The sequence below is a fragment of the Nonomuraea sp. NPDC051941 genome, assembly GCF_044593615.1.
The window spans coordinates 61,620-76,774 of sequence record NZ_JBIUCF010000035.1; the positions used below are offsets into that span (position 1 = coordinate 61,620).

The window sequence follows — 15,155 nt, forward strand, 5'->3', positions numbered from 1 at the left end:
CGATGACGGCTCGGGACGGGACCGCGCAGCCGGGAGCGGTGGCCAGGGCGGGAGTGGCTGGGGATCGGGGGCGGGTGGGCGGCCGAGGGCGGGGCGGTCGCGGCGTGACTGGGCGGTCGGGGCCGGTGGCATCGTGCTCGCCGTGGCCGGGGCCGGGGCGGTGGTCTGGGGGGATCTGGTCCCGGGGATGCCCGGCTGGTATCTGTGGGCCGACGTGGCCGGCGGGGCTCTGGCGTGCGTGGGGCTGTGGCTGTGCCGGCGGTGGCCGGTGGCCGCCTCGCTGGTTGTCATCGCGCTGTCCGTCCCGGCCGCGGCCGCGTCGGTGGCCGCGGGGATCGCCACGCTCGTCGCGGCGCTGTACCGGCGACCGCCCGCGGCCGTTGCGGTGGGGGTGGCGTGGGTGGCGGCGACGCTGGTCAGGTTCGCCTGGCGGCCGCCGGGCCTGGCGCCGTATCCGGTGTGGGCGCTGGTCGGCGTGCTGTTCGGCGGGGCGATCACCGGCTGGGGCATCCTGGCCAGGACCCGGCGGGAGCTGCTGGCGTCACTGGCGGAACGGGCCCGCCGCGCCGAGGCCGACCAGCGGCTGCGCGCGGAGGAGGCCCGCCGCGCCGAACGCCTCGGCATCGCCCGCGAGATGCACGACGTGCTCGCCCACCGGCTGTCGCTGCTGGCGGTGCACGCCGGGGCGCTGGAGTTCAATGCCGGCGCCAGGCCGGACGAGGTCGCCGAGGCGGCCGGGGTGATCCGGACCAGCGCCCACCAGGCCTTGCAGGAGCTGCGCGCGGTCATCTCCGTGTTGCGCGAGAGCCCGTCGGCCGAGCTCCCGCTGACCGGACTCGCGCCGCTGGTGGAGGAGTCGCGGCGGGCCGGGATGCGCATCGAGCTGTACGAGCACGACGTACGCTTCGCCGACCTGCCGGAGACGACGCGGCGCACGGCGTACCGCGTCGTGCAGGAGGGGCTGACCAACGCGCGCAAGCACGCGCCCGGTCGGCCCGTCACCGTCGTGGTCTCCGGCGCGGCCGGTGGGGAGCTGACGGTCGAGGTGCGCAACCCGCTGGCCGCCGGGCGGGAGGCGGCGGAGCTGGCCACGACCGGGGGCGGGGCCGGGCTGGCCGGGCTGGAGGAACGGGTTTCGCTGGCGGGCGGACGCCTGGAGCGGGGACGTACCGAAGGCGGCGGGTTCCGGCTGGCGGCGCGGCTACCATGGCCACGTGAGCGGCCCCATGAGTGAGCCGGTGAGCGGGTCCACGGATCCGCCCGTGAGTGGGTCTGCGGGTGCGGCCGGGGGTGGGGCTGCGGGTCCGTCCGGGGGTGAGTCTGCGAGCGCGGCCGGGGGTGAGGTTGCGAGTGCGTCCGGTGGCGGGGGTGGGGGTGCGTCCGCCGCGATCCGGGTGCTCATCGTCGACGACGACGCGCTCGTCCGTACCGGGCTGACGTTGATGCTCAAGGGCGCGCCCGCCCTTCAGGTGGTGGGCGCGGTGGCCGACGGTGCGCAGGTCCAGGCCGCGGTCGGCGAGTACTCTCCCGACGTGGTGCTGATGGACATCCGGATGGCCGGCGTCGACGGCATCGACGCGACCCGCAGGCTGCGCGCCCGCCAGGACGCGCCGGAGGTCATCATCCTGACCACGTTCGACGCCGACGAGCACGTGTTCCGGGCGCTGCGCGCGGGAGTCAGCGGGTTCCTGCTGAAGGACACGCCGCCCGAGGGGATCGTCGAGGCGATCCGGCGCGTCGCCGCCGGTGAGCCCAGCCTGTCGCCGAGCGTCACCCGGCGGTTGATCGCCCACCTGGTGCCCGAGGAGGACAACCGGCGGCGGGCCGACGCCCGGCGGGTGCTGTCGGCACTCAGCGAGCGCGAACGGGAGGTGGCGCTCGCGGTCGGGCAGGGCAAGACCAACGCCGTCATCGCCGGCGAGCTGCACATGAGCGTGGGCACGGTCAAGGGCTACATCTCCCGCATCCTCACCAAGGCGGGCCTGGACAATCGCGTTCAGCTGGCCCTGGTCGTCCACGACGCCTCATAGGACAGCGCCGGCCGGCTCCGGCCTCGTGCCGCCGTCCGGCGAAGCCGCGCTGAGCCGCATCCCTGGCGGTCGCAGGTCTTGCCGTCCCCAAGGCGGCTCCAGGCCGACGGGTGCCTGTTGTCGAAGATCCTTCGTAGGGCATCATGGCGCGATGAGCGTGCGCTACGACGACGTGATCGGCCCCCTCCGAACGGCATATGACGGTGGCGCCGAGCGACGTGAGGTCAGCGGCAAGGCCCCGTGGAAGCTGGCGGAGCGGGAGGCGTTCCTGAGCCGTCTGCAGGGCGACCGTCGCGGGCGACTGCTGGAGGTCGGCGCCGGAACGGGCCAGGACAGCGCGTACTTTCAGGAAAACGGCCTGGAAGTCGTGGCCGTCGATCTGTCGCCTGCCATGGTGGCCCGCTGCCGGGAGAAGGGCATTGAAGCGCATGTCATGGACTTTCTGAGCCTCGATTTCGCACCGTGTTCGTTCGACGCGGTGTACGCGCTGAACTGCTTGCTGCATGTGCCCAACAGCGACCTTCCGGCGGTACTGGATACGATCCACACGCTGATGCGGCCCGGTGGCCTCTTCTTTCTCGGCGTGTACGGCGGAGGCAGCGTGACGGGTGAGGGTCCCTTCGAAGGGGACGATCACCATCCTCCTCGGTTCTTCTCTTTCCGCAGCGATGAGCAGCTCCAGGAGTACGCACGCAAGACTTTCGAGGTGGTGGATTTCCACATCGTGGGATCTGACGAACTCCGGTTCCAGTCGCTGGCGTTGCGGCGATCTGGATGACCAGCTTTAGGACTATGAGGGGAATCCGCAGGGTGTCGGCCAGAGCGATCGTAATGGGCGCGTTGATGATCGTCGGATTGTCTGATCCGGCAGTGGGAAGCGACTTCGCGTCCAGCAAGCAGGTCAGTACGGCTGTCGTGGCCTCGTCGCGGGCCGATATCCCTCCCCTAGGCACGCCCGTCGGCAAGCCCATCAAAGGGCACACAGCCCAGGTGGAGGCGGTGGCGGTGGGCAAGCGCAGCGACGGCACTCCGGTCATCGTCTCCGCCGGCTACGACAAGACCGTGCGGATCTGGGACTTGGACACCGGAAAGGCCCTCGGCAAGCCCCTCAAGGGCCACAAGGGTGAGATCTACGATGTCGCCGTCGGCAAACGCAGCGACGGGACCCCGGTCATCGTCTCCGCTGCCGCCGATGACATACGGATCTGGAACCTGGACACCGGCAAGCCGATCGGCAAGCCCCTCAAGGCCCGGAACGGGCTTGTCTGGGCGGTGACGACCGGCAGGCGCAGCGATGGCACCCCGGTCATCATCTCCAGCGGTGACGCCCTGACCAGGGACGTCGAAATCTGGAACCTGGACACGGGAAAACTCGTCGGCAAGCCGTCCGTCAATCCCTTCGCGTTCACGGTCACCCAACTGGTGACCGGTAATCGCAGCGACGGCACCCCTGTGTTCGTCACGGGCGCGACCAACGGCAGGGCGCGCATCTGGAACACGAACACGGGCAAGCCCCTCAGCAAATCTCTCAGCCGATGTGGCATCTGCCTGGTGGAAGGGCTCGCCGTAGGCAAGCGCGGAGACGGCACTCCGGTGGCCGTCACCAGTGAAATCCCGCCAGGCCCCGCCGAGGAAGGCGGCACCCCCAAGAGCTCGATCCGGATCTGGAACCTGGACACCGGCAAGCCCATCGGCGAATCCATCACCGCCCGGAGCGAAACCACCATGGAGGTCGCGGTCGGGCAGCAAAGCGATGGTTCCCCGGTCATCGTTTCCGGCGATGGCGACGGGAGCCTGTCGGTGTGGGACCTGGACACGGGAGATCGCATCGGCGGACCTTTCACCGGGCACACTCGCGCGATATTCGCGCTGGCGATCGGGAAACGCAGCGACGGCACCCCTGTCGCCATTTCGAGCGGCCTCGACAAGACCATCCGGGTGTGGAGTCTGGGCGCTTGAGGATCCACGGCACAGCGATGAAGGGCATGTGATGGATGGTCAGCGGTTCGCCGAGGTCGCGCGTGCGGCCTTCGGGAAGAGGCGCCGGCCGGCAGGGGTCGAGCGGCTCAGGGGCGGGAGCAAGAAGGGCGTTTATCGGCTCTCGTTCGACGACGACGGGCCCGGCGCGATCGTCTACGTCTGGTCCCAGGAGGAGGACTTCTGGCCCGCCGCGGCGAACGCCGACGCGGAGACCCCGTTCGGCCATGCGTCCGGGCTGCGGTTCTTCGAGGTCGCCCATGGGCGGTTGAGCGGCCTCGGGGTGCGGGTGCCCAAGGTCTACCTGGTGGACCGGCCGGGCGACGTCGTGGTGGTCGAGGACGTACGCGGAGGGACGCTGGAGGCGTTGCTGCGCGACGACCAGGAGCGGGCGGGCCGGGTGATGGATCGGCTGGCGGAGAGCCTTGAGGCCATGGGGCGGGAGCGGGCTCCGTGGGTGGGGAAGATCGAGGGGACCCGGCGGCAGTCAGCGGTCGAGGTCGTGCTCGAGCACGCGCTGCGGGACCTGGACGAGGCGGCCGTCCGGGTCGGGCGGATCGGCGCGGTCCGGGAGGAGTTCGAGAGCGCGCTGCGGGAGATGGCCGCGGGCGTGCGGCCGCGGGCGGATCACGGGCTCATCCACGGGGAGCTCGGGCCCGACCATGTGCTGGTGGACGACCACGACGCGCCGGTGCTGATCGACATCGAAGGCACGATGTTCTTCGACGTCGAATGGGAGCACGTCTTCCTGCGGATCCGGTTCCATGAGCACTACGAACGGCTGCGCGTCGACGGGCTGGACGAGGGCCGGATGAGGCTCTACGAGCTGGCCCAGCATCTGTCGCTCACCGCGGGGCCGCTCCGGCTGCTCGACGGCGATTTCCCGGACCGGGAGTTCATGCTGGGGATCTCGAAGTTCCACAGCGGGGAGGCGCTGGAGTTCCTCACGAGAAGGTGATGAGTTCCGCGGGCCGGAGCAGTCTTAAGGGCATGCGGAAAATCATCTACTCGATGCTGATCTCCCTCGACGGCTACGTGGAGTCCCCGAACGGCGACATCGGCTGGTCCGCGCCCGACGAGGAGGTCCACGCGTTCATCAACGACATGTCCCGCGAAATGGGTGGATCCCTGTACGGCCGGCGCCTCTACGAGAACATGTCCGCCTACTGGCCCACCGCCGACCAGAGCCCCGACGCCCACGCGCTCGAGGTCGACTTCGCCAGGATCTGGCGGGCCATGCCCAAGTACGTCTTCTCCAAGACCCTCGACCAGGTCGGCTGGAACAGCACGCTCGTCACCGGCGACCTCGAGGAGGAGGTGACCAGGCTCAAGCGGCAGGACGGCGGCGACCTCGACCTGGGCGGGGCCACGCTGGCGTGGAGCGTGCTGCGGCTCGGGCTGGTGGACGAGTTCCGCATCTTCGTCCACCCGCTCGTGCTGGGCGCGGGCAAGCCGTTCTTCCCCCAGCTCGACGCCTCCATCAGGACCCGGCTGCTGGAAACCCGGGCGTTCCCCTCGGGGATCGTTTACCTTCGCTACGAAGTCACGTAGCCTGACAGGAAACCCTTAGGAAGGTTTCCTATCGATTATGCGCGCGCTGCCCGCCTTGGCGGCCCTGCTGCTGATCACGGCCTGCGGCCCGGCCCGGACCCAGGAGGCCCCGGTCAACGCCGAGGACGTGATGTTCGTGCAGATGATGGTGCCGCACCACCGGCAGGGCATCGAGATCGCCAAGGTGGGGGCGGAGCGCGCCACCACGCCGGAGCTCAGGACGCTGGTCGCGGCCATCGCCAGCACGCAGCAGAGCGAGGTCGAGCGGATGCTGCGCTGGCTGCACTCCTGGGACCAGCCGCTCACGCCCCCGAGCGGTGCGCACGATCATCACGGAGGCATGCCCGAGACCGACGTCAAGCGGATCCAGGCGCTGCGGAAGTCCAAGAGCTTCGAGCACGACCTGCTCAACCTGCTCGTCGCGCATCAGGACGACGCCGTGCAGCTGGCCGCCGCCGAGGTGGCGGGCGGGGCCAATCCGGCCGTTCAGCAGTGGGCGGGGCAGGTGCGGACCTCGCGCAAGGGGCAGATCGAGATCATGATGAAGCTGCTGAAGCGGTGAGGAAGTCCCGGAGGGCCCGCTCGTAGCGGGCCCGGTCGACGTTCCAGGAGCCCACGTGGCCGCCGCCCTTCGTGCGTACGAGCGTCACCAGGTCCGGCCTGAGCTTCGCGAACCGCAGCGAGGGCTCGACGGGCACGCTGGTGTCGTCGTCGTCCACGAAGAGCAGGATCGGCTGCCTGAACTCCTTCGCGTGCCGCACGTGGTCGAGGTCGTCGAGCGAGATCCCCGTACGCCGCTCCACCACGAACTTGCCCACCGAGGCCAGCCAGCCCGGCACCCCCCGCTGCCGCGCCCCCAGGTCGATGGGCGCGTTCCAGTCCATGACCGGGCTGTCCAGGATCAGGCCCTTGATCGGCTCGCCGGGTAACATCCTGGCCGCCATCGGGGCGATGCCCCCGCCCATCGAGAACCCGTACAGCACCACTCCGGTCGCCCCCTGGCCGCGGGCGTACGAGATGGCCGCGGCGACCTCGCGCCACTCGGTGGCGCCGAGGTGGAACTTGCCGTCCTCGCTCGCCGGCGCGCCCTCGTCGTTGCGGTAGCTGATCGCCAGCACCGGGATCCCCAGGGAGTGGAGGACGGGCAGGAAGCGCAGGGTCTCGGAGGCGTTCGCGTTGCGGCCGTGCACGGCGATCACCCAGGTCTTGGAGGTGCCGGGGGTCCGCCAGGCGGGGAAGTCGCCTAACTCGCCGCGGATCGACACCCTCTCGTACGGCAGGCCGAGCGCCGAGCGCGGGTCCTCGTGACCCCAGATCCAGCGGTCGAAGGCCGGAGCAACGAGCAGGGCCTGAGAGCGGCAGCTCCGCGTAACCAGCGAAGGCCCGTCGGGAGTGCGACCATCAAACACGCGTGGACGCCCGGCGCGAGCGTGCCCCGCCGCACGCGGGTCACCTCCCTGACGACCGTGGAGCCGGCGACGGAGACCACCGGCCCCAGCGTGGCGTTGCCGTCGCGCCAGGTCAGCCCGTACGTGCCGGGCGCCGCGGTGTCGGAGCCGCCCTTCAGCGTGACCTTCGAGCCGTCGAAGGCCACCACCTCCAGCGGGTACGATCCCTCGTGCGAGGGGTCGATCACCAGCCCGGAGTAATACCAGCCCGCGCCACCCAGCCCCACCAGCGCCAGGACCGCCAAGACGGCCGCGATCCACGCCAGCACACGTCTCATGACGAAATCATAGACGCCCACACGAATAAGTGATTAGATCACTTGATATGTCCGAGGTAACGCGGCCGACGCTGTCCGACGCTCTGACCGAGCGCATGCTGGAGCTCATCCGTACGGGAGGGCATCGGCCAGGCGACAGGCTGCCCTCGACCAGGGAGCTCTCCCAGCGTTTCGCCGTCACCACCCCGACACTGCGCGAGGCGCTGCGCAGGCTCGAGGCCACCGGGGCCATCGAGATGCGGCACGGCTCCGGCATCTACGTCGGAACCGACATCGAGCGGGTCGTCCTGCCCAACCCCAACATGCGCGAGATGCACGCCGCCCAGCTCCTGGAGCTGCTCGGCGCGCGGATCGTGATCGAGCCGCCGCTCGCCGCGATGGCCGCGCACAACGCGGACTCCGAGGAGCTGGCCCCGCTCAAGCGGGTGCTCGAAGAGGCGGGCAGGCACCTGCGCGGCCACGACGCCCTCCTGCACGACGCGAACATGTCCTTCCACCGGGCGACGGCCCGGCTGGCCGGCAACAGCGTGCTGCACGAGGTCGTCGACTCGCTGCTCACCGTCCACGGACCCGAGCAGCAGGAGATCCTGCAGATCTTCGACGACCGGCGCCGCGACTACGACGAGCACCTGGCGATCCTGGAGGCCATCGAAGCACGCGACGCGGCGCAGGCCGAGGAGCGCATGCGGGCCCACCTGGTGGACGTCAAGACGGTTATAGAGCACAGGTTGCAATCCCCCTGAAGAAACAAGGAGGCCGGTCCATGTTCCGGTCACGTGTGGTCACGCTCGGCGTGGCGGCGCTCGTCCTGACCGCCTGCGGCGGAAACGGCGCCGAGACGCAGAAGAAGAGCGAGCTGACCCTGTACAACGACAAGGGCGCCTGGACGAAGTACTTCGACCAGATGGGCGCCCTGTCCAAGCAGAGCATCGGCCTGGGCATGAAGCCGACGGGATACACGGACTCGGCCCAATACCAGGCGTTCATCAAGGCGTCGTTCCGCACGAACGTCAAGCCTGACCTGTTCACCTGGCAGACCGGGGGGATGCTCGAAGAGATCGTCAAGCAGAAGCAGGTGGCCGACACCACGGACATCTGGCAGCAGGCGATCCAGGCCGGCGACCTGTCGAAGGACCTCGCGCCGTACTACACGATCGACGGCAAGCAGTACTGCGTGCCGATGAACGTCGCGTACTGGGGCATGTTCTACAACAAAAAGATCTTCGACAAGTACGGGCTCACCGCGCCGAAGACGTGGGACGACCTGGTCAAGGTGGCCGACACGCTGAAGAAGAACGGCGTCAAGGCCTTCTACCACACCAGCGTGCTGTTCTCCTTCGTCTGGTTCGAGCAGCTCATGGCCGGCTCCGACCCCGACCTGTACGACCGCCTGTCCACGGGCAAGGCCAAGTACACCGACCCGGGCGTGGTCCAGGTGATGGAGAAGTGGAAGTCCCTCATCGACGCCGGATATTTCATCAACCCTGGCGATAAAACGGACCCGGGTGACGTGCTGAAGAACGGCAAGGCGGCGATGGTCTCCTTCGGCACCTGGTTCAACACCAGCATGACCCAGCGCAACATGAAGGCCGGCGAGGACTACGACTTTTTCGTCATCCCCAACGTCAACCCCTCGCTGCCCAAGACCTCGATGATCTTCGAGAGCGGCCCGCTCTGCTCACTGACCAAGGGCGCCGACCCCGCCGCCAACCAGAAGTACCTCAAGTGGTGGACCACGTCGGAGGCGCAGGAGAAGTGGGCGAGCAGCAGGGGAGACGTGAGCGCCAACCCCAAGGTGAGCATCTCGGACAAGGCGCTCGGCACCGTCACGAAGGACGCGGGCAGCGGCCAGTACCGCCTGGTCAACCGGTACTTCGAGGCCACGCCGCCGCCGGTCCTGACGGCCGCGCTGGACGGGTTCGGCAAGTTCGTGACGGAGCCCGGCAGCTACAAGGAGGTCCTGGAGACCATCCAGAAGGCCGCTGATGAGTACTGGAGCACCCATCAGTGAGCACAAGGGCTCCCATACTCGGGCGGTTCGGGTACGGCTATGTGGCGCCCGCGGTCCTGCTGGTCGCGGGGCTGCTCTACGCGCCGTTCCTGTGGACGGCCTACCTCAGCTTCACCCGCTATGACGGCCTGGAGCCGGCCCAGTGGATCGGCGCGCACAACTTCGGCAAGCTGCTCGACGACCCGGCCCTGCTCACCTCGATCCGCAACACGCTGCTCTGGGTCATCGGCACCATGGTGCTGCCCGTCGGGCTCGGCCTGCTGGTCGCGGTGCTGTCGTACGACATCAAGGGCGGCGTGTGGTTCCGGGTGCCGTTCCTGCTGCCGTACGCGCTGAGCGGCGCCGGCCTGGCCATGGTGTGGAGCCCGATCCTGTCGCACGACGGCATCGCCAACAAGCTGCTCGGCGTGGACACCGCGTTCCTGCAGGACGCGCCGGTCAACACGCTGGCGATGCTGCTGGTCTGGACGTGGCAGCAACTCGGCGTCAACATGCTGCTGTTCGTGGTGGGGCTGCAGTCGATCCCGAAGGAGCCGATCGAGGCCGCCCGGCTCGACGGGGCCGGCGGGTGGCGGCTGTTCAGGTACGTCATCTGGCCGCTCATGAGGCCGCTGACCGCGGTCGTGGTCGGGCTCGCGCTGGTGGCCAGCCTGAAGACGTTCGACATCGTGTGGGTGCTGACGCAGGGCGGGCCGGGGCGCAACTCGGAGACGCTGGCGGTGACCATGTACAAGGAGACGTTCGTGGCCAGCGACTACGGTTACGGCTCGGCCGTGGCGGTGATGCTGACCGTCGTCACGGGGCTGGCTTCCTACCTCTATCTCAAGCGGCAGGTGTCCCAGTGATCCGGCGTGCCGTCCTGGTCGTGCTCGGGCTGGTCTGGCTCGGGCCGACGTACCTGCTGCTCGTGAACGCCTCGCGTCCGGCCGCCTCGTACGATCCGGGCCGGGCGTGGGCACCCTCGTCCGACTTCGCGCTGTTCGAGAACTTCGCGCGGGCGCTCGACAGCGCCAACCTGACGCAGAGCCTGGCCAGCACCGCGCTCTACGCCGTCGTCTCGCCGCTGCTCGGCGTGCTCATCGGGGCGCTGGCCGGGTACACGATCGTGGTGCTGCGGCTCCGGCACGGGTTCTTCTGGTTCATCCTGATCTTCGGCGGCACGGTCTTCCCCTCGCAGATGCTGCTGGTGCCGCTGTTCGTCGGCTACAGCGACGCCGGCCTGTACGACAGCCGCCTCGGCATGATCCTCATCTACACGGCGATCAGCGTGCCGCTGGCCGCCTTCGTGCTGCGCAACTTCTACACTGGCGTAGCGTTCTCGATCTTCGAAGCGGCCAGGATGGACGGCGCCTCCACCTGGCGCATCTTCTGGGGCATCTACCTGCCGATCTCGCTCAGCGCGCTGACGGCGGTGTTCATCCTGGAGTTCACCTTCGTCTGGAACGACCTCATCTTCGGTCTGACCCTGTCCCAGACCGAGGACGTGCGGCCGGTGATGACCGCCATCGCCGGCCTCATGACCGACGTGTACGCCGGGACGCCCGTGCCCGTCGGCCTGGCCGCGGGCCTTGTGGTCTCGCTGCCGACCGTCGTGCTGTTCCTCGCCACCCAGCGCCTCTTCGCCAGGGGCCTGTCTCTAGGGAGTGTTTGATGACGAGCCGGTTGCTCCAGCGGAGCCTGGGCAGTCCCGACTATGACGGGATCAGGCAGGCGCTGCGCGATGACACCTCGACACCGGTGATCAGCGTGCGCGGGCTGGAGGTTCGGGTCGCGGTGCTGCCGCTGTTCACCCATGACGGCCGGCAGGCGGTCAGGGTGTCGAGCACCGAGCCGCTGACCCACGTGCTGGTGGGCGTGGACAGCGCGTCGGGCAGCGACGTGACGCTGCTGGTGCCCGAGGTGGACGCGCCGCGCGCGTTCACGCTGGAGTGCCGCGACGACGCGGGGGTGGTCGGCACCGCGCAGGTCACGGTGACCCCGCAGCGCAAGTGGAGCGTGTTCGTCGTCCACCACTCGCACCTGGACATCGGCTACACCGACCCGCAGGGGACCGTGCTCCGCCACCACCTCGACTACCTGGACGCGGCGCTGCGGCTGGCCGAGGAGACCGCGTCCTGGCCGGACGACGCGAAGTTCCGCTGGTCGGTCGAGTCGTCGATGCCGGCGCTGAAGTGGCTGGCCGCGCGGCCCGCCGAGATGGTGGAGTCCTTCGCGCAGAAGGCCCGCGAGGGCGTGATCGAGGTGACCGCGCTGCCGTTCCAGCTCCACACGGAGGCGTGCTCGACCGAGGAGCTGCACCGCCAGCTCCGCTTCACCACCCAGCTGGAGCAGAAGTACGGCTTCGCCACCAAGTCCGCCATGCACACCGACGTGCCGGGCGCGGTCGTCGGCCTGGTGGACGCGCTGCACTCGCACGGCGTGCGTTACCTGGCCGCGGCGCACAACTGGGCCGGTCGCTCCGTGCCCTACCTGCACGGCGGCGACAAGCTGACCAGGCCGTTCCGCTGGCGGGCGCCGAGCGGCAACGAGATCATCGTCTGGTTCACGGACACGCCGCACGGCATGGCGTACATGGAGGGCAACACGGTCGGGCTGACCGACTCCTACGAGCTGGCCGACGACCTGCTGCCGCGTTACCTGTCGGCGCTGGCCACGCGCGGCTACCCGTACGGGCCGGGGACGTTCGGCTGGCAGGGGCCGGACGCGCCGAAGGAGCCGTACGAGCTGGACGTGCTGCACCTGCGGGTGCAGGGAGCGCACGCCGACAACGCGGGGCCGTCGATCGTGCCCGCGTCGATCGCGCGCCGGTGGAACGAGGAGTGGGCCTACCCGCGCCTGCGCTCGGCCGTGAACAGCGACTTCTTCGAGCACGTCGAGGAGCGCTACCACGACCGGCTGGCCGTGCACGAGGGCGACTGGACCGACTGGTGGGCCGACGGGCTCGGCTCGGGCGCGCGCCCGCTCGGCTACGTGCGCCGGGCGCAGTCGGCCCTGCGGGTCGCCGAGACGCTGCACACGCTGGCCGGGGTGGACGCGACCGAGCAGGTGGACGCGGCCTACGACAAGGTCGCCCTGTTCAACGAGCACACCTGGGGCGCGGCCAACCCGTGGGAGGACGCCGAGGAGGCGGGCGACTCGGGCGGCCTGCAGTGGACGCGCAAGTCGTCCGGCGCCTACGACGCCCAGGACGACGCGGCCGACCTGCTGCACGCCGCGGTCCGCAGGTTCGGCGCCGCGCTGTCGGAGGCGGGCACCGAGGGCGGCGCGCTGGCCTCGTTCGCCGTCTTCAACCCCGGCACGTGGACGCGGACCGACGTGGTCCGCGCGTTCCTGCCGAGGGACGTGGTGGGCGTGGACGTGCCGATCGCGCTGGTGGACTCGCGGACCGGGGAGACGCTCCCGCACCACGAGGAGCTGGTGCACCCGGACGACTGGCCGACCCGGCCCATCGGGCGGCACGTCCACGCGGTCGTCCCCGGCGTGCCCGGCTACAGCTACGCCCGCCTCGACGTCGTGCCCGGCGTGAACCAGGCCCCCGAGCCGGTCGAGCTGGACCTGAGCGGGGTGATCGAGAACGAGTTCTACCGCGTGGCCTACGACGTCCGCGAGGGCTACGTCGGCTCGATCTTCGACAAGCGGGCCGGCCGCGAGCTGGTCAACGGCGACGCGGCGGCCGGTTTCGGCCAGTACGTCTACGACCAGTACGCCACCGCCCCGCATTTCAACCATTTGTCGGGACACGTCGGAGCGCACGACCGCACGCTCCTCGGCGACCGCGCCATCGGCAAGGGCGCCACGATCACCAAGGTCCAGCGCACGGCCGTCGGCGAGAAGCTGGTCGTCGAGCTGCACGGCAAGGGCGTCGACTGGATCCGCACGACGATCGAGCTGCACGCCGGCGTGCCCAGGGTCGACCTGACCTACCAGCTCGCCAAGCAGGGCACCCCGGCCAAGGAGGCCGTCTTCCTGGCCTTCCCGTTCGCCACCGGGCCGGCCACCGCCTGGGAGCTGACCGGCGGCGTCGGCGGTCCTGGCGTGCCGCGCGTGCCCGGCTCGGCCGAGTACATGCTGCCGATCAGGCACTGGATCGCTTTCGAGGACCCCGAGCTGACCGTCGCCTGGGCCACGCTGGAAGCGCCGCTGGTGCAGCTCGGCACCATCCACATGCCGTACGCGCCGTTCCCGCCGACCCTCGACCAGGAGGACGGCACGGTCTATTCGTGGGCGCTCAACAACATCTGGGACACCAACTTCCCGGCCCAGCAGCAGGGTGAGACCACGTTCCGCTACGCCGTGACCTCGGAGGCCGGAGCCCGGGGCCGGCGGCTCGGCGCGGCAGCGGCCTCCGGGCTGACCGAGCCGTTCGTCGGCGCGCTCGTCACCGACAGCCCCGACGTCACCGAGACCTACGTGTCCGTCGACCACCCCGACGTGCTCGTCACGTCCCTCGGTCGGGCGGGTGAGGAGCGCGTGGTGCGGCTGCAGTCGCTGGCCGCCGAGCCGGTCGAGGTGACGGTGGGCCTGCCGGGCCTGCGCTCGGCCCGCGGGCTCGATGTCGTGGACGAGACGGTCAAGGTACGGCTGCCCGCGTGCGGGGTGGCCGTTGTTTGGGGGACGTGTTCGTGAAGATCGTTGACATCAGGGCCACGACGGTCGCGGTCCCGCTGGAGGCGCCGCTGCGGCACAGCAATGGCGCCCACTGGGGCCGGTTCGTGCGCACGATCGTCGAGGTCGAGGCCGACAACGGGCTGGTCGGGCTGGGCGAGATGGGCGGCGGGGGCGAGAGCGCGGAAGCGGCGTTCCGGGCGCTCGTGCCGTACCTGAAGGACCATGATCCCTTCCAGCTGGAGGCGCTGCGCTTCAAGATCGCCAACCCGACGGCCTCGCTCTACAACAACAGGACGCAGCTCCTCGCGGCCATCGAGTTCGCCTGCATCGACCTCATCGGGCAGCACCTGGGCGTGCCCGCGCACGACCTGCTCGGCGGGCGGATCCGCGACGCCGTGCCGTTCGCCTCGTACCTGTTCTTCCGGTACGCGGCCAAGGGGTACGGCGAGATCCGCACGCCCGACCAGCTCGTCGAGCACACCAAGCAGCTCAAGGCCGACCACGGGTTCACCGTGCACAAGCTCAAGGGCGGCGTGTTCCCGCCGGACCACGAGCTGGAGTGCTACCGGGCGCTGGCCGAGGCGTTCCCCGACGACCGGCTCAGGTACGACCCGAACGCCGTGCTGTCGGTGGCCGAGGGGCTGCGCTTCGGCCGGGCCATCGAGGGGCTGAACAACGACTACCTGGAGGACCCGGTCTGGGGGCTCGAAGGGCTCAGGGCCATCCGCGAGCAGGTCAGGGTGCCGCTGGCGACGAACACCGTCGTCGTCAACTTCGAGCAGCTCGCCTCCAACGTCATGCGCAGGGCCGCCGACGTGGTGCTGCTGGACACGACGTTCTGGGGCGGCATCAGGCCGTGCGTGAAGGCGGCGGGGGTGTGCGAGACGTTCCAGCTCGGGGTGGCCGTGCACTCCTCCGGCGAGCTGGGCATCCAGCTGGCGACCATGCTGCACCTCGGCGCCGTGCTGCCGAACCTCACCTACGCCGCCGACGCGCACTACCACCAGCTCAGGGACGACGTGATCGAGGGTGGGAAGCTGGCGTACTCGGAGGGCGCCATCGCGGTGCCGTCCGGCCCCGGGCTGGGGGTGCGCCTGGATCCCGAGCGGGTCGCCCAGTACGCCGAGTTCTACCGGGAGACGGGCGGCTATCCGTACGACCGGGACCCCGGGCGGCCCGGCTGGTACGCCACGGTGCCGAACGAACGGTTCGCCGACCCCACCGTGTCCCTCGATATAGCTCCATAATTGGG

Annotated in this window: 15 protein-coding genes; 13 read left to right on the plus strand and 2 right to left on the minus strand. The window is 69.8% G+C overall.

Going from position 1 to position 15,155, the window contains the following annotated elements; all coding sequences use genetic code 11:
• The first annotated feature begins 133 nt into the window (after positions 1–133).
• The 7 genes from ACIHFD_RS43785 (at position 134) to ACIHFD_RS43815 (ending at position 6,120) form a co-directional block, all read left to right on the plus strand.
• Complete coding sequence (locus tag ACIHFD_RS43785) at positions 134–1,234, plus strand: sensor histidine kinase (RefSeq protein WP_397371956.1); 1,101 nt, start codon at positions 134–136, stop codon at positions 1,232–1,234.
• 160 nt (positions 1,235–1,394) lie between these two features.
• Positions 1,395–2,030, plus strand: coding sequence for a response regulator (locus ACIHFD_RS43790; RefSeq protein ID WP_397371957.1), 636 nt, complete (start codon positions 1,395–1,397; stop codon positions 2,028–2,030).
• Between the two features lie 151 nt (positions 2,031–2,181).
• Positions 2,182–2,808, plus strand: coding sequence for a class I SAM-dependent methyltransferase (locus tag ACIHFD_RS43795; RefSeq protein ID WP_397371958.1), 627 nt, complete (start codon positions 2,182–2,184; stop codon positions 2,806–2,808).
• A gap of 53 nt (positions 2,809–2,861) precedes the next feature.
• Positions 2,862–3,989, plus strand: coding sequence for a WD40 repeat domain-containing protein (locus ACIHFD_RS43800; RefSeq protein ID WP_397371959.1), 1,128 nt, complete (start codon positions 2,862–2,864; stop codon positions 3,987–3,989).
• A 31-nt stretch (positions 3,990–4,020) separates the two neighbouring features.
• On the plus strand, positions 4,021–4,965 hold the full coding sequence (locus ACIHFD_RS43805) for a phosphotransferase family protein (protein ID WP_397371960.1): 945 nt from the start codon (positions 4,021–4,023) through the stop codon (positions 4,963–4,965).
• 32 nt (positions 4,966–4,997) lie between these two features.
• Positions 4,998–5,558, plus strand: coding sequence for a dihydrofolate reductase family protein (locus ACIHFD_RS43810; RefSeq protein ID WP_350723819.1), 561 nt, complete (start codon positions 4,998–5,000; stop codon positions 5,556–5,558).
• A gap of 37 nt (positions 5,559–5,595) precedes the next feature.
• Complete coding sequence (locus tag ACIHFD_RS43815) at positions 5,596–6,120, plus strand: DUF305 domain-containing protein (protein WP_397371961.1); 525 nt, start codon at positions 5,596–5,598, stop codon at positions 6,118–6,120.
• Here ACIHFD_RS43815 and ACIHFD_RS43820 read toward each other — a convergent pair.
• Both ACIHFD_RS43820 and ACIHFD_RS43825 read right to left on the minus strand, forming a co-directional pair.
• A complete protein-coding gene (locus ACIHFD_RS43820; protein WP_397371962.1) occupies positions 6,095–6,823 on the minus strand; it encodes an alpha/beta hydrolase in 729 nt (242 codons plus the stop codon). The two genes, ACIHFD_RS43815 and ACIHFD_RS43820, sit on opposite strands and share 26 nt — an antisense overlap.
• Positions 6,802–7,284: a hypothetical protein gene (locus tag ACIHFD_RS43825; protein ID WP_397371963.1), complete on the minus strand. Its 483-nt coding sequence runs from the start codon at positions 7,282–7,284 to the stop codon at positions 6,802–6,804. The genes ACIHFD_RS43820 and ACIHFD_RS43825 overlap by 22 nt, the downstream gene beginning before the upstream one ends.
• Positions 7,285–7,331: 47 nt before the next feature.
• Here ACIHFD_RS43825 and ACIHFD_RS43830 point away from each other — a divergent pair, with 47 nt between their 5' ends.
• Genes ACIHFD_RS43830 through ACIHFD_RS43855 form a run of 6 tightly spaced genes read left to right on the plus strand, consistent with a single transcriptional unit; the run spans position 7,332 to position 15,150 of the window.
• Positions 7,332–8,027: a FadR/GntR family transcriptional regulator gene (locus ACIHFD_RS43830; protein WP_350723811.1), complete on the plus strand. Its 696-nt coding sequence runs from the start codon at positions 7,332–7,334 to the stop codon at positions 8,025–8,027.
• Positions 8,028–8,047: 20 nt separating this feature from the next.
• Positions 8,048–9,295, plus strand: coding sequence for an extracellular solute-binding protein (locus tag ACIHFD_RS43835; RefSeq protein WP_355193515.1), 1,248 nt, complete (start codon positions 8,048–8,050; stop codon positions 9,293–9,295).
• Complete coding sequence (locus tag ACIHFD_RS43840) at positions 9,292–10,140, plus strand: carbohydrate ABC transporter permease (RefSeq protein WP_397371964.1); 849 nt, start codon at positions 9,292–9,294, stop codon at positions 10,138–10,140. Before ACIHFD_RS43835 ends, ACIHFD_RS43840 begins: the two co-directional genes overlap by 4 nt.
• Positions 10,137–10,946: a carbohydrate ABC transporter permease gene (locus ACIHFD_RS43845; RefSeq protein ID WP_363977641.1), complete on the plus strand. Its 810-nt coding sequence runs from the start codon at positions 10,137–10,139 to the stop codon at positions 10,944–10,946. The genes ACIHFD_RS43840 and ACIHFD_RS43845 overlap by 4 nt, the downstream gene beginning before the upstream one ends.
• A complete protein-coding gene (locus ACIHFD_RS43850) occupies positions 10,946–13,921 on the plus strand; it encodes a glycoside hydrolase family 38 C-terminal domain-containing protein (protein WP_397371965.1) in 2,976 nt (991 codons plus the stop codon). The genes ACIHFD_RS43845 and ACIHFD_RS43850 overlap by 1 nt, the downstream gene beginning before the upstream one ends.
• Positions 13,918–15,150, plus strand: coding sequence for an enolase C-terminal domain-like protein (locus ACIHFD_RS43855; RefSeq protein WP_397371966.1), 1,233 nt, complete (start codon positions 13,918–13,920; stop codon positions 15,148–15,150). The genes ACIHFD_RS43850 and ACIHFD_RS43855 overlap by 4 nt, the downstream gene beginning before the upstream one ends.
• The last annotated feature ends 5 nt before the right edge of the window (positions 15,151–15,155 follow it).

Excerpts from the sequence above, each read along its gene's own strand:
- ACIHFD_RS43830 (WP_350723811.1), top strand. The coding sequence starts at position 7,332 with ATGTCCGAGGTAACGCGGCCGACGCTGTCCGACGCTCTGACCGAGCGC.
- ACIHFD_RS43805 (WP_397371960.1), top strand. The coding sequence starts at position 4,021 with ATGGATGGTCAGCGGTTCGCCGAGGTCGCGCGTGCGGCCTTCGGGAAG.
- ACIHFD_RS43825 (WP_397371963.1), bottom strand. The coding sequence starts at position 7,284 with ATGAGACGTGTGCTGGCGTGGATCGCGGCCGTCTTGGCGGTCCTGGCG.
- ACIHFD_RS43810 (WP_350723819.1), top strand. The coding sequence starts at position 4,998 with ATGCGGAAAATCATCTACTCGATGCTGATCTCCCTCGACGGCTACGTG.
- ACIHFD_RS43800 (WP_397371959.1), top strand. The coding sequence starts at position 2,862 with ATGGGCGCGTTGATGATCGTCGGATTGTCTGATCCGGCAGTGGGAAGC.
- ACIHFD_RS43795 (WP_397371958.1), top strand. The coding sequence starts at position 2,182 with ATGAGCGTGCGCTACGACGACGTGATCGGCCCCCTCCGAACGGCATAT.
- ACIHFD_RS43815 (WP_397371961.1), top strand. The coding sequence starts at position 5,596 with ATGCGCGCGCTGCCCGCCTTGGCGGCCCTGCTGCTGATCACGGCCTGC.
- ACIHFD_RS43850 (WP_397371965.1), top strand. The coding sequence starts at position 10,946 with ATGACGAGCCGGTTGCTCCAGCGGAGCCTGGGCAGTCCCGACTATGAC.
- ACIHFD_RS43835 (WP_355193515.1), top strand. The coding sequence starts at position 8,048 with ATGTTCCGGTCACGTGTGGTCACGCTCGGCGTGGCGGCGCTCGTCCTG.